Source organism: Hydrogenophaga sp., assembly GCF_026125825.1.
GTDB lineage: Bacteria > Pseudomonadota > Gammaproteobacteria > Burkholderiales > Burkholderiaceae_C > Hydrogenophaga.
The window spans coordinates 36,734-49,141 of sequence record NZ_JAHCKK010000003.1 but is presented as its reverse complement, the minus strand read 5'-3'; the positions used below and the strand labels follow the sequence as shown (position 1 = coordinate 49,141).

Genomic DNA, 12,408 nt, shown 5'->3' with positions numbered 1-12,408 from the left:
CTCCTTGTAAGTGGGTATCAACTCCGGATCCAGGCATCGTACGTCGTCTTGAGGATCAGCGCGCTCACCACCACGATGAACACGACGCGCACAAACCCGCTGCCATGCTTGAGCGCCAGCCGCGTGCCCAAGAGGCTGCCCACCACGTTGGCGACGGCCATGGCGAGCACGAAATGCCACCACACATGGCCCTTCCAGGCGAACAGCATCAGCGCGGCCAGGTTCGTGGCCGTGTTCAACAGCTTGGCGCTGGCACTGGCGTGCAGGAAGTCGTAGCCCAGCCAGCGCACGAAGAGGAAGACGAAGAAGCTGCCCGTGCCAGGGCCGAAAAAGCCGTCGTAGAAACCGATGGCACCACCGAGCAGGCTGGCCGCCAGCATTTCCTGCCGGCCGCTGAAGCGCGGCGTGTGGTGCCGGCCCAGCTCCTTGCGCGCCAGGGTGTAGCCCAGCACCAGCAGCAAGACCAGCGGCAGGGCGCGGCGCAGGAAGTCGGGGGAGATCACCGTGACGGTCCAGGCGCCCGCCATGGACCCGGCAAAGCCCACCGCCGCCGCCGGGAGCAGCGCGTGCCAGGGCATCTCGACGCGGCGGGCGTACTGCAGCGTGGCCGCCGCCGTGCCCCAGACCGACGCGCCCTTGTTCACGCCAAACAAGGTGGCGGGATGGGTGGTGGGAAACATGGCGAACAGCGCCGGCACCAGGATGAGGCCGCCGCCACCCACGATCGAATCGACGAAACCGGCGAACAGCGACGCCAGCGAGACAAGGAGGAGTTCCATGCCCGGGATTGTCGCCGGGCGACGCCAGGCCCCCGCAGGCAAAAAAAAGCCGACCCTTGCGGGGTCGGCTCGAGGAATCTGGCATCTCTAGGGGACGCTGTAACCGTTGTTCGAATTGGACTGGGTTGTCTCCTCGGTCCCCCGCGGTCACCAGCGCTGGGCGCTGTTGGCGAGTGCATGCACTGTAGCGGCCCGCACCACGGCTGTGCATCCGGGCTTTCCCTTGCTTTTTCACCATTTGGCACAGGAAATGCAGTGTTCATTCCGTCGTTGGAAAAGAGCTACTCATGCACCAATACCGCTATTTCGTTCGGTTGGGCCGGCTCCTGCCCACCTTGCTCTGGCCGCTTTTGGCCAGCTCTCGGGCCTCAGCCGCAGATTCCGTGACAAAAGTCGCACTGGATGCACCAGGGCTGGTCGCCGCCAGCGCCATCCAGGGGGCCGACACCGCCTGGCTCATGGTCAGCACCGCCCTGGTGCTGCTCATGACCCTGCCGGGCATTGCCTTGTTCTACGGCGGCATGGTGCGCCGCCTGAACGTGATCAACACCATGGCCAGCGTGGTCGGCATCGCTGCCGTGGTCAGCGTGCTGTGGTTCGCGCTGACCTATTCGCTGGCCTTCACCCCCGGCGGCGCGCTGGGCGGGTTCATCGGGGGCCTCGGCCGCATGGGCTTCTCGGGCATGGAGTACCTGGGGAGCACCGGCCAGGTGGCGGTCAGCCACATCGCCCAGCATGTGCCGGAATCGGTGTTCGCCATGTTCCAGCTCACGTTCGCCATCATCACTTGCGCGCTCGTGGTGGGCGCTCTGGTCGAGCGCATGCATTTCGGCGCGCTGCTGCTGTTCGCCGGCCTGTGGCTGCTGCTGGTGTACGCGCCGATCGCGCACTGGGTGTGGGAGCCGGGGGGCTGGCTCGCGCAGCTGGGCGCGCTGGATTTCGCCGGCGGCGCGGTGGTGCACATCAATGCCGGCGCGGCCGCGCTGGTGTGTGCCTACGCGCTCGGCCCTCGCTCGGGCTACGGCCAGGAAGCCTTCGTGCCGTTCAACCTGGGCCTGACCATGGCCGGCACCGGGCTGCTGTGGGTGGGCTGGTTCGGCTTCAACGCCGGTTCGGCCCTGGCCGCCGATGGCCGCGCGGGCCTGGCCCTGCTGGTCACCCACGTGGCCGCCGCCTCGGGCGCCATCGCCTGGATGGCGGCCGAGTGGCTGGCGCGCAAGCGCGCCTCGCTGCTGGGCCTGTGCTCGGGCGTGGTCGCCGGGCTGGTGGCGATCACGCCGGCGGCCGGCTTTGTCACACCGCGCGGTGCGCTCCTCATCGGCCTGGTGGCCGGCGTGGCCTGCTACTGGGGCGCCACGGCGCTCAAGCGCCAGCTGCGCGCAGACGATTCGCTGGACGTGTTCGGCGTGCACGGCGTGGGCGGCCTGGTGGGCGCGCTGCTCACCGGCGTGCTGGCCGATCCGGCCATCTCGGGCGTGCAGGCGAGCCTGCTTTCCCAGCTGATCGCCTGCGTGGCGGTGCTGGCCTACAGCCTGGTGATGACGGCCGTGGTGCTGTGGATCACCTCGCGCTTCACCACCTTGCGCGTGCGCGAGGGCATGGAGCGCGCAGGGCTGGACGTCTCCCTGCACAACGAACAGCTCGGCCACTGAGCGGCCCCCATGAGCAGCGCACCCGACCCCTTCGCCATCGCCGCCCACCTGCACGTGCTGCTGCGGCGCAAGACCGGGCGGGTGACGGACACGGAGTGGATGGCCACCAACGCCGACTACGCGCGCGAGATCGTGCGCCATGCGCGGGAAAAAGCCGCCAGCGACGGGCACGAGGAGCTGCTGGCCTGGGCGGAAAAACTGGAGGCCGCCATCCCCGCCATGGGGGTGCCGCCGCGCAAGACCCTGCTCGACGTGGCGGCCGATGCGCTGCGCAGCGCGTCCACACCCGACGGGCACCAATACGTCGGCAGATTGAGGTGACCGAATCCAGAGGCACCGGGGGACCGGCTCAGTCCCCGGCCATGATCCAGGCAGCGGCCTTCTCCGCGATCATGAGCGTGGGGCTGTTGGTGTTGCCGCTGGTGATGGTGGGCATCACGCCCGCGTCCACCACGCGCAACCCGGCCACACCGCGCACACGCAGGTGGCTGTCGACGACGGCCATCGGGTCGTCGGCGCGGCCCATGCGGGTGGTGCCCACCGGGTGGAAGATGGTGGTGGCGATGTCGCCGGCCAGGCGCGCGAGTTCCTCGTCGGTCTGGTACTGCGGGCCGGGCTTGAATTCCTCGGGCTGGTACCTGGCCAGCGCCGGCTGCGCGACGATCCTGCGCGTCACGCGCAGGCTGTCGGCCGCGACCTGCCGGTCTTCGGGCGTGCTGAGGTAGTTCGGCGCGATCAGCGGCGCGTCCGCGAAGTTCGCGCTGCGGATGGTCACCGTGCCCCGGCTCGTGGGGTTGAGGTTGCACACGCTGGCGGTGAACGCCGGGAAGCTGTGCAGCGGCTCGCCGAAGGCCTCCAGCGAGAGGGGTTGCACGTGGTACTGCAGGTTGGCGTAGGGCCGGGCCGGGTCGCTGCGCGTGAAGGCACCGAGCTGCGACGGGGCCATGCTCATGGGCCCGCTGCGCTTGAACAGGTATTCCAGCCCGATGCGCGCCTTGCCCATCCACGAGGAGGACAGCACGTTGAGCGTGGGCGCGCCGTTGACGGTGTACACCGAGCGGATCTGCAGGTGGTCCTGCAGGTTGGCGCCCACGCCCGGCAGGTCCACCACCACGTCGATGCCGTGCTGGCGCAGCAGCCCGGCCGGGCCGATGCCCGAGAGCTGCAGGATCTGCGGCGAGCCGATGCTGCCGGCGCAGAGCACCACCTCGCTGGTGGCTTCGGCCGTCACATGGGCCACGCCATCCCACACGGCCACGCCGGTGCAGCGCAGTTCGCCGTCGGCACCGCGCTGTGTCACCAGGCGCGTGACCTGCGCGCTGTTCCACAGCTCGAAGTTGGGCCGGCCATAGCAGGTCGGGCGCAGGAAGGCGCGCGCGGTGTTCCAGCGCAGGCCTGCCTTCTGGTTCACCTGGAAGTAGCCCACGCCCTCGTTGTCGCCTCGGTTGAAGTCGGTGGTGTGCGGGATGCCGGCCTGCTGCGCGGCCTGGGCGAAGGCGTCGAGCACGTCCCAGCGCAGGCGCTGCTTCTCCACGCGCCATTCGCCGCCGTGGCCGTGGTATGCGCGGAAGTTGGGGTCGCGCTGGGCGGCGTTCTGCTCGTCGCCCAGGTAGTGGTTCTCGTGGCGCTTGAAGTCGGGCAGCGCGTTCTCCCAGCGCCAGGCATCGTCGCCGGTGAGCGCGGCCCACTGGTCGTAATCGCGCGACTGGCCGCGCATGTAGATCATGCCGTTGATGCTGGAGCAGCCGCCCAGCGTCTTGCCACGCGGGTAACGCAGCGCGCGGCCATTGAGCCCGGCCTCGGCCTCGGTCTGGTAGAGCCAGTCGGTGCGCGGGTTGCCGATGCAGTAGAGATAACCCACGGGGATGTGGATCCAGTGGTAGTCGTCCTTGCGACCGGCCTCGATGAGCAGCACGCGCTTGCTCCGGTCGGCAGACAGCCGGTTGGCCATCAGGCAGCCGGCGGTGCCGCCGCCGATCACGATGTAGTCGAAGGTCGTCTCACTCATGCTTGTCTCACTGTTGTTTTCGTTGTGACGTCGCCGGCGAAGATACCAGGGCTGTCAAGGGTCCGGCTGCGCCGGCCCAAGACAGCGTCCCCCCCTTCGGGGGAAAGCGCCGAAGGCGCGCAGGGGGGCTACTTCGCAGTCGGCATGATGAACTCGGCACCTTTCCCGATACTTTCAGGCCAGCGCTGCATGATGGACTTCTGCTTGGTGTAGAAGCGCACGCCCTCCTCCCCGTAGGCGTGCATGTCGCCAAACAGGCTCTTCTTCCACCCACCGAAACCGTGCCAGGCCATGGGCACCGGGATGGGCACGTTGATGCCCACCATGCCGACCTGGATGCGCCGCGCGAACTCGCGCGCCACGTTGCCATCGCGCGTGAAGCAGCTCACCCCGTTGCCGAACTCGTGGTCGTTGATGATCTGCACCGCGTTGGCGAAGTCGGGCACGCGCACGCAGCTGAGCACCGGGCCGAAAATCTCTTCCCTGTAGATCTTCATGTCGGTGGTCACGTGGTCGAACAGCGTGCCGCCCATCCAGAAACCCTGGTCGCAGCCCTCGCCGGCGTCGCTGCCCTGGAAGCCACGGCCGTCCACTAGCAGGGTGGCGCCCTCTTTCGCGCCGGCCTCGATGTACCCCGCGATGCGCGTGTGTGCGGCGGCGGTGACGATGGGGCCCATCTCGGCCGCGAGGTTGGTGCCGTTGAGCACCTTGAGCGCCTTGGTGCGCTCGATCAGCTTGGGCATGATGCGCTCGGCCACGTCGCCCACCAGCACCGCCACGCTGATGGCCATGCAGCGCTCGCCGGCCGAACCGTAGGCCGAGCCGATCAGCGCATCCACCGCCTGCTCCAGGTCGGCATCGGGCATCACCACCATGTGGTTCTTCGCGCCGCCCAGGGCCTGCACGCGCTTGCCGTGGCGCGCGCCCGTTTCGTAGATGTGGTTGGCAATCGGCGTGGAGCCCACGAAGCTGATGGCCTTCACGTCCGGGTGCACCAGCAGGGCGTCCACCGCCTCCTTATCGCCCTGCACCACGTTGAACACGCCATCGGGGAGGCCGGCCTGCCTGAGCAGCTCGGCCATGAACAGCGAGGGCGAGGGGTCGATCGGGCTGGGCTTGAGCACGAAGCAGTTGCCCGCGGCGATCGCCACCGGGAACATCCACATGGGCACCATCACGGGGAAGTTGAAGGGCGTGATGCCGGCGACCACACCGAGCGGCTGGCGCAGGGTCCAGTTGTCCATGCCGGTGGACACCTGGTCGGTGAAGTCGCCCTTGAGCAGTTGCGGGATGCCGCAGGCGAATTCGATGATGTCGATGCCGCGCGAGACCTCGCCCTGCGCGTCGGTGAACACCTTGCCGTGTTCGGCGGTGATGAGGCGGGCCAGGTCATCCTTGTGCTGGTTCACCAGCTCCAGGAACCTGAACATCACGCGCGCGCGGCGGATCGGCGGCGTGTCGGCCCAGGCCGGGAAAGCCGCCTGCGCGGCGGCCACGGCCGCGCCCACGTCGGCCGCGTTCGCCAGGGCAACCTTGCCGCTCACCGCGCCGGTGGCGGGGTTGTACACGTCCTGCCGGCGCGGCGAGCTGCCGGCGCTCACGGCGCCGTGGATGAAGTGATCGATGGGGTGGGGCATGGTGGGCATGGCGCTCTCGCGAGAAGGTGGCGAAGGAAGGAAGGCCAGTTTAGGCAGCGGCACCCCCCCCGCCTAGTGGCCTGGTCTGAATTGATTGTTTGCGATGGTGAACAATAGAACCATGAACGACAAAAAAGTGGAAGACCTCTGGACGCACCTGCACTGGCTCACCGTGCTGGCGCAGCAGGGCAGCTACACCGCCTCGGCGCAGCGCCTGGGCGTGAGCAAGGCGGCCATGAGCCAGCGCATCAGCGAGCTCGAGCGCGCCGCCGGCCTGCCCCTGGTGCAGCGCACCACGCGCAGCGTGCGGCTGACCGAGGCCGGCCAGCGCCTGGTGGACGGCCTGCGCGACCCGTTCGAGCGCATCGCGCTGAGCTTCTCCAGCGTGCGCGACCTGGCCGACGAGCCGGCTGGCCTGGTGCGGGTCACGGCCCCGGTGGCGCTGGCGCGCCAGCAGCTGGTGCCGCGCATCGCGGCCTTCGCGCGCGAGCATCCCAAGGTGCGGCTGGAGCTGGACCTGTCAGACCGGCTCTGCTCGCTGGCCACCGAGGGCTTCGACCTCGCGATCCGCCACACCGCCGCGCCGCCGGACACGCACGTGGCCTGGCCGCTGTGCGCCACGCGCTCGGTGCTGGTGGCCAGCCGCGACTACCTGCGGCGCCACGGCCACCCGGCCACGCCCCAGGATCTCGCCCAGCACCCCTGCCTGCACTACCCGCGCGCGCAGGACACGCCGGCCTGGCATTTCCTGCCACCCGAGGGCCGGCGCAAGGCGGCGCGCCAGCGGGTCACGGTGCCGGTGTCGGGCCCCTTCTGCGCCAACAACAGCGAGGCCCTGCGCGACGCCGCCATCGCCGGCCTGGGCATCGCGCTGGTGCCGGACTTCAGCGCGCAGGCGGCGCTGCGCTCGGGCCAGCTGGTGGAGGTGCTGGAGGACTGGGCCTCGGTGGGCAGCTTCAGCCCGCAGATCTACGCGATCCGCCCCTACGCCAGCCACGTGCCCCGCGCGGTCTCAGCCTTCGTGGTGTGGCTGCGCGGGGCGCTGGCAGCGGGCTTCGAGGTCTGAGCGCCACCGGCTCAGCCCATCGCCGAAGGCAGCCACAGCGCCAGGCCGGGGAACATCGCCAGCAGCAGCAGCAACGCAAACATGGCGGCCAGAAAGGGCAAGGCGCCGATGATCACGTCGTTCATCGACCCACCCTTGCGGATGTTGTGCACCACGAACAGGTTCAGGCCCACCGGCGGCGTGATCAGCGCCACCTCGACCAACAGCACCACGACGATGCCGAACCACACCATGTCGAAGCCCATCGCCTGCATCACCGGCGCCACCACGGGAATGGTGGTGATCATCATGGAGAGCGTTTCCATGAAGCACCCGATGACCAGGTAGAACACCACCACCGCCAGGAACATTTCCGTCTTCGACAGGCCCAGGCCCTGCACGGTGTCGGTCAGGCGCGTGGTCAGGCCGGTGGCCGACATCACGAAGTTCAGGAAATAGGCCGCCACGATGATGAGCATGATCATGCCGGTCGATCGCATGGTGCCCAGCAGCACGGTCCTGAGCATCGCCAGCGAGAGCGAACGGTTCCACGCGGCCAGGCCCAAGCCCGCCATCACACCCAGCGAGGCCGCTTCGGTCGGGGTGGCGATCCCGGCATAGATGGAGCCCACCACGACGAGGAAGATGCCCATGGGTGGCACCAGGTGCACCAGCCCGGCCACGCTGGCCGCCAGGCTGGCGCGCACCTGCCGCCCGCCCCAGGCAGGCCGAAGCACGCAGGCCACGGCAATCACAACCATGAAGCCCAGCGCGAGCAGCAGCCCCGGCACGATGCCCGCGAGGTAGAGCCGAGGCACGGACGTGTTCGTGAGCACGGCATAGACGATCATGTTGATCGAGGGCGGGATCAGGATGCCCAGCGTGCCCCCGGCGGCCAGCGAGCCCAGGAACAGGCGCTCGTTGTAGCCAAAGCGGCGGGCCTGCGGCAGCGCCACGGTGCCCACCGTGGCGGCGGTGGCCACGCTGGAGCCGGAGGTGGCCGCGAACACGGCGCAGGCCGCGATGTTGGAGTGCATCAGGCCCCCTGGCAGCCAGGAAAGCCAGCGCGAGAGCGACTCGTACATGCGGTCGGCCAGCCCCGAACGCAGCAGCAGTTCCCCCAGCAGCACGAAGAGGGGCAGCGAGACGAGCAGGAACTCGTTGCTGCTCGTCCAGGCGATCTCGCCCGCGACCTTGCTCACCGGCAGGAACGAGTAGAAGTGCCCCAGCACGAGTCCGAGCACGCCCATGGACGCCGCCACGGGAATCGCCAGGGCCATGAGCCCGAGCAGGGTGAGCAGCGCGGTGGCGATCATCGGCCCGCTCCGGACGGCGCGCGCACGCTGTTCTCGATCTCCTCGCGCGCTTCGGCTTCGGTGGTGCGCGCACCCACCAGGCGGTTCACGCCCGCCCAGTCGCGCTTCATGAAGGCGTTGAGGCTTCGCAGCGACAGCAGCACGCCGCAAACCATGAACCACGCGTAGCCCAGCCACCAGAGGGCTTGCGGCCAGACCAGTGCGATGCCCAGCGCGGTGTTGCTGTGGGCATCGAGCCTCCAGCTTTGCGCGAGCACGCCACCGCCGTGCCAGGCCACCAGGCCGAAGAAGCCGAGCAGTGCGCCCAGGGCCAGCAGGTCGCACAAGGCCGCGAGGGGGCGCGGCAGGTATTGGTAGAGCGCGTCGATGCGGATGTTGCCCCGCTGGAGCATCACGAAGGCGAAGCTCCAGGTGGAGCCGATCGCCAGCGCGTAGCCGGAGAGTTCATCGGCCCCGCCGAGGCTGATGTTGGCGGTGCGGCGCAGGAGCACCTCCACCGCCACCAGCACGGCGGCACCCAGCAGCAGCGCGCCGCCGGCCAGCGCGGCCACGGTCGCACCCCGATGCGCGAAATCAACGGCCTTGTCGAGTGCGTTGTCGAGGGACATCGCTCACTTCCTCAGCGCCACGCCCACCAGCGGCGCGACGGCGTTCTGGTAGGTGTTCACACAGGCCGCGGAACAGCGCTCGGCCCATTTCGGCAAGGTGACCTCAGCCAGCACTTTCTTGAGCAGCGCCAGGTCGGCGGCGCTGGGGGCCACCACGGTCATCCTGCCCTTCTGGCCCAGGCGGCATTGCGCCGTCCCGGCGTTGCATTCATAGCCCTGCTCGGTGAATTCCTGCGCCGCGCCCCACAGGCTGCGCTCCAGTTCCTGCATCTCGGTCTGGATCAGCTGCCGCACGCGCGGGTCGAAGCCGTTCCAGGCCTTGCTGTTCACCGCATAGCCGATCGCGCCCCACGACAGCGGCAGGGCGAACAGGTGCGTGGTGACCTCGTGCCATTTCGAGACGTTGCCCGACAGCGTGCCGGTGATGGCGCAATCCACCGCGCGGTTCTGCAGCGCGGGCACCACCTCGCCAAACGGCAGGGTGACGGGCGTGCCGCCCAGTGCCTGGATCAGCTCGCTTTGCGAGCGACCGGCGGCCCTCACCTTCTTGCCCTTGAGCTCGGCCAGGCTGGCGATCGATCCATTGCAGTACAAGACCTGCGCGGGATAGGTGCCCAGGCCTAGGAGCTCGACACCGAACTTCTCCCGATAGAGCTGTGTGTAGAAGGGCCGCAAGGCCTCGGTGACCTTGCGCGCGGTCGCCAGGTCGGGCAGCAGGCCCGCGAGGTCCAGCATCTCGTTGGCGGGGTCGTCGGCCGCCAGATAGGGAATGAGCGCCGCGCCCGCCTGTATGGCCCCCTGGCCCATGAGCCGCAGCACCTCCGGCCCCTTGAGCCCCATCTCATTGAAGGCCTTGATCTCGGCCGTGACCGCGCCGCCGCTCTTCTGCGCCAGCGTCCGGGTCCAGAACGGCACCTCGAACTCTCGGTATTGCGCGAGGTTGGAGATCGACCCGACCACCTGCAATGGTGTCTTGGGCAACGGCTGCGCCACCGCAGAACCCCCCGCCAGAGCCACCACCAGACCGGCGACCAGGCACCGGAAATTCCACTTCACGTCCACTGCCATTGCGTTCTCCTTGTTGGAGGCCGCAATTTACGATACAGTCGTATTTACGTCAATACAGTCGTATTTTTTTATTTCATGAAAAAGACCCCAAGCACAACGGCATCGCCCAGCCAGGAGCGGTCGGTGATCACGCGCACCGGGCTGCTGGAGGCCGTGGTGGCCTGCCTGCAGGAGACCGGCTATGCCAACACCACCATCCGCGTGGTGGCCGATCGTGCCGGCACCTCGCCTGGCGCGGTGCAGCACCACTTCGGCACGCGCGACCAGATGATCACCGCCGCCCTCGCCTTTCTGTTCGAGGAGTTCATCCGCCGCCTGGACGCGCTGCGCGCGCGCGCCCCCCAGTCGCGCGGGCCGGACAACGAGGCGCGCGAGATCGTGGCCACCATGTGGGACTTCTATGGCAGCGATCTCAACGTCGCCGTGCAGGAGATCGTGGTCGGCGCGCGGACCAACCCCGCGCTGCACCAGGAGATCACGGCGCTGCGCGAGAAGATCGTGGCCAGCTACATGGCCCCATGGAAACAGCTGATGGCACACACCACCCTCAGCGCCCAGCAGCAGACCGACCTCATGCAGTTCGCCATCTCCACCCTGCGCGGCCTGGCGCTGATCCAGCTCTACCGGCACGAGGATCAGCGCTTCTTCAACCGGCAACTGAAGATTCTGGGCGGCGTGATCGCCCAGGCGATCTCGGCGGGCCATTTCGAGGCCGCAGCGCCCTCCCGACACAAGGGCCGTCCATGAACGCCACGCTCGACACCGATGTCTACCGGTCGTCCATCGTCTGGGACATGACCCTGCCGTGGATCGGCTTTGGCCGGCCCGAACTGCGCCCGGCCGTGCTGCCGCGGCTCAAGGCCTGCGGCTACACCTGCGTCTCGCTCACCATGGCGACGGACGAGGAGTCGCTGGAGGCGACGACGCAGGCGATCGCGCACGAGCGCGCGCACATCCTCTCGCGGCCCGATCTGTACGTGCTGGTGGAAACCACCGACGACGTGCGCCGCGCCAAGGCCCAGGACAAGCTCGCCGTGGCCATGCACTTCCAGGGCACCAATGCGCTCGCGCGCAACCTGCACATGGTCGAGGCCTATTACCGGCTGGGCATCCGGCACATGCTGATGGCCTACAACCAGAAGAACGCCGTGGGCGACGGCTGCCACGAACTGACCGATGCCGGCCTGAGCCGTTTCGGGCGCGATCTGGTGGCCGAGATGAACCGCGTGGGCATGCTGGTGGACGTGAGCCACACCGGCTACCGCACCTCCATGGACGTGATCGCGGCCTCGACACAGCCGGTGGTGTTCACCCACTCCAACCCCAAGGCGCTGTGGGACCACCCGCGCAACATCACCAACGACCAGGCGAAGGCGAGCGCGGCCACCGGCGGCGTGGTCGGCGTCAACGGCGTGGGCATCTTCATGGGCGACAACGACGCCTCGACCGAAGCGCTGTACCGCCTGGTGGCTTACTACCGCGACCTCATCGGCGCCGAGCACGTGGGCCTGGGGGTGGACTTTTCCTTCGACACCGAGAGCATCATCCGAAAGGCCCGCTCCAGCGCGGCGCAGTACCCCTCGGGTGGCGGCTACGACAAGGAGCTGGCCTTCGTGCAGCCCGAGCAGGTGGCGGATCTGGCCAACCTGCTGCTGCGGCGCGGCTTCTCGGCGCGCGAGGTGGAGGGCATCCTGGGTGAGAACTGGCTGCGCGTGACCAGCCAGGTGTGGAAGGCCCTGCCGTGAGCACGCCCCCCGTGCACGTCTGCGAGCTGCCCGTGCCGGTGCGGGTGGACCCCTCCACCGCGGCCTGGTCGGTGGACGGCATGCCCGTGCTGCTCATACCGCGCCATCTCTGGGTGCGGGTGCAGAAGTCGCTGGAGGAGGGCCTGGGGCTGGCCGCGGCGCGCGCCATGTTCTGGGAGGCCAGCCACTCGGCCGCGAAGACCTGGTGCACCCAGCAGGGCGAGCGTTTCCAGCTCGCGGGCGCGCCCCTCTTCGAACATTACCTGCGCAGCGCGGGCTCGCGAGGGTATGGGCGGATGACGCCCCTGCACATCGATCTGGCGCTGGGCACCGCGCAGGTGAAGGTGGAGCAATCGGTCTACGCCGCCGAGTACGGACCCCAGGCCGGGCGGGCGGTCTGCCATGTGTTCGAAGGCTCGTTGGCCGGCGGGCTGTCGTGCGCCAGCGAGCGTGCCGGCCTGCCGGGCGGGTGGAGCGCGCGGGAAACCGCCTGCGCGTGCAACGGCGCGCCGCACTGCCTGTTCGAGCTGCGGCGCACCTAGCGCGTGCG

General features: G+C 68.8%; 12 protein-coding genes. 6 read left to right on the top strand and 6 right to left on the bottom strand.

Annotated elements, in window-relative coordinates; translation table 11 throughout:
- Positions 1–17: 17 nt before the first annotated feature.
- Positions 18–779 (bottom strand): TSUP family transporter, encoded by a 762-nt coding sequence (locus KIT86_RS02590; RefSeq protein ID WP_297394784.1) that lies wholly within the window; start codon positions 777–779, stop codon positions 18–20.
- Between the two features lie 383 nt (positions 780–1,162).
- On the opposite strand from KIT86_RS02590, the gene KIT86_RS02585 reads away from it, so the two are divergent.
- Together KIT86_RS02585 and KIT86_RS02580 are read left to right on the top strand one after the other, a co-directional pair.
- Positions 1,163–2,431 carry an ammonium transporter gene (locus KIT86_RS02585; protein WP_367185413.1) on the top strand — a complete coding sequence of 423 codons (1,269 nt, stop codon included), beginning with the start codon at positions 1,163–1,165 and terminating at the stop codon, positions 2,429–2,431.
- 9 nt (positions 2,432–2,440) lie between these two features.
- Complete coding sequence (locus KIT86_RS02580) at positions 2,441–2,752, top strand: hypothetical protein (protein ID WP_297394779.1); 312 nt, start codon at positions 2,441–2,443, stop codon at positions 2,750–2,752.
- A 28-nt stretch (positions 2,753–2,780) separates the two neighbouring features.
- Here the strand turns inward: KIT86_RS02580 and KIT86_RS02575 are convergent, their stop codons facing one another.
- Positions 2,781–4,439 carry a GMC family oxidoreductase gene (locus KIT86_RS02575; protein WP_297394777.1) on the bottom strand — a complete coding sequence of 553 codons (1,659 nt, stop codon included), beginning with the start codon at positions 4,437–4,439 and terminating at the stop codon, positions 2,781–2,783.
- Between the two features lie 128 nt (positions 4,440–4,567).
- Positions 4,568–6,076: a CoA-acylating methylmalonate-semialdehyde dehydrogenase gene (locus KIT86_RS02570; protein WP_297394971.1), complete on the bottom strand. Its 1,509-nt coding sequence runs from the start codon at positions 6,074–6,076 to the stop codon at positions 4,568–4,570.
- Between the two features lie 121 nt (positions 6,077–6,197).
- Here KIT86_RS02570 and KIT86_RS02565 point away from each other — a divergent pair, with 121 nt between their 5' ends.
- Positions 6,198–7,142 carry a LysR family transcriptional regulator gene (locus KIT86_RS02565; protein WP_297394774.1) on the top strand — a complete coding sequence of 315 codons (945 nt, stop codon included), beginning with the start codon at positions 6,198–6,200 and terminating at the stop codon, positions 7,140–7,142.
- A gap of 11 nt (positions 7,143–7,153) precedes the next feature.
- Here KIT86_RS02565 and KIT86_RS02560 read toward each other — a convergent pair whose 3' ends face one another.
- From KIT86_RS02560 to KIT86_RS02550, 3 genes are read right to left on the bottom strand one after another with little or no spacing between them, the layout of a single operon-like run.
- Positions 7,154–8,437, bottom strand: a complete 1,284-nt coding sequence (locus tag KIT86_RS02560; protein ID WP_297394771.1) for a TRAP transporter large permease — start codon at positions 8,435–8,437, stop codon at positions 7,154–7,156.
- On the bottom strand, positions 8,434–9,045 hold the full coding sequence (locus tag KIT86_RS02555; protein WP_297394770.1) for a TRAP transporter small permease subunit: 612 nt from the start codon (positions 9,043–9,045) through the stop codon (positions 8,434–8,436). Before KIT86_RS02555 ends, KIT86_RS02560 begins: the two co-directional genes overlap by 4 nt.
- A 3-nt stretch (positions 9,046–9,048) precedes the next feature.
- Positions 9,049–10,113 carry a TRAP transporter substrate-binding protein gene (locus KIT86_RS02550; RefSeq protein ID WP_297394769.1) on the bottom strand — a complete coding sequence of 355 codons (1,065 nt, stop codon included), beginning with the start codon at positions 10,111–10,113 and terminating at the stop codon, positions 9,049–9,051.
- 75 nt (positions 10,114–10,188) lie between these two features.
- Between KIT86_RS02550 and KIT86_RS02545 the strand changes: the two genes are divergently transcribed.
- The 3 genes from KIT86_RS02545 to KIT86_RS02535 are packed head-to-tail and all read left to right on the top strand — an operon-like array spanning position 10,189 to position 12,400.
- Positions 10,189–10,860, top strand: coding sequence for a TetR/AcrR family transcriptional regulator (locus KIT86_RS02545; RefSeq protein WP_297394766.1), 672 nt, complete (start codon positions 10,189–10,191; stop codon positions 10,858–10,860).
- The gene (locus KIT86_RS02540) at positions 10,857–11,858 is read left to right on the top strand and encodes a membrane dipeptidase (protein WP_297394764.1); all 1,002 of its coding nucleotides are present in this window, start codon (positions 10,857–10,859) and stop codon (positions 11,856–11,858) included. Before KIT86_RS02545 ends, KIT86_RS02540 begins: the two co-directional genes overlap by 4 nt.
- Positions 11,855–12,400, top strand: coding sequence for a 4-vinyl reductase (locus tag KIT86_RS02535; protein WP_297394761.1), 546 nt, complete (start codon positions 11,855–11,857; stop codon positions 12,398–12,400). Before KIT86_RS02540 ends, KIT86_RS02535 begins: the two co-directional genes overlap by 4 nt.
- Positions 12,401–12,408: the final 8 nt, after the last annotated feature.

Coding starts and splice junctions, on each gene's coding strand:
- KIT86_RS02540 (WP_297394764.1), top strand. CDS start 10,857: ATGAACGCCACGCTCGACACCGATGTCTACCGGTCGTCCATCGTCTGG.
- KIT86_RS02575 (WP_297394777.1), bottom strand. CDS start 4,439: ATGAGTGAGACGACCTTCGACTACATCGTGATCGGCGGCGGCACCGCC.
- KIT86_RS02560 (WP_297394771.1), bottom strand. CDS start 8,437: ATGATCGCCACCGCGCTGCTCACCCTGCTCGGGCTCATGGCCCTGGCG.
- KIT86_RS02545 (WP_297394766.1), top strand. CDS start 10,189: ATGAAAAAGACCCCAAGCACAACGGCATCGCCCAGCCAGGAGCGGTCG.
- KIT86_RS02555 (WP_297394770.1), bottom strand. CDS start 9,045: ATGTCCCTCGACAACGCACTCGACAAGGCCGTTGATTTCGCGCATCGG.
- KIT86_RS02570 (WP_297394971.1), bottom strand. CDS start 6,076: ATGCCCCACCCCATCGATCACTTCATCCACGGCGCCGTGAGCGCCGGC.
- KIT86_RS02565 (WP_297394774.1), top strand. CDS start 6,198: ATGAACGACAAAAAAGTGGAAGACCTCTGGACGCACCTGCACTGGCTC.
- KIT86_RS02590 (WP_297394784.1), bottom strand. CDS start 779: ATGGAACTCCTCCTTGTCTCGCTGGCGTCGCTGTTCGCCGGTTTCGTC.
- KIT86_RS02550 (WP_297394769.1), bottom strand. CDS start 10,113: ATGGCAGTGGACGTGAAGTGGAATTTCCGGTGCCTGGTCGCCGGTCTG.
- KIT86_RS02580 (WP_297394779.1), top strand. CDS start 2,441: ATGAGCAGCGCACCCGACCCCTTCGCCATCGCCGCCCACCTGCACGTG.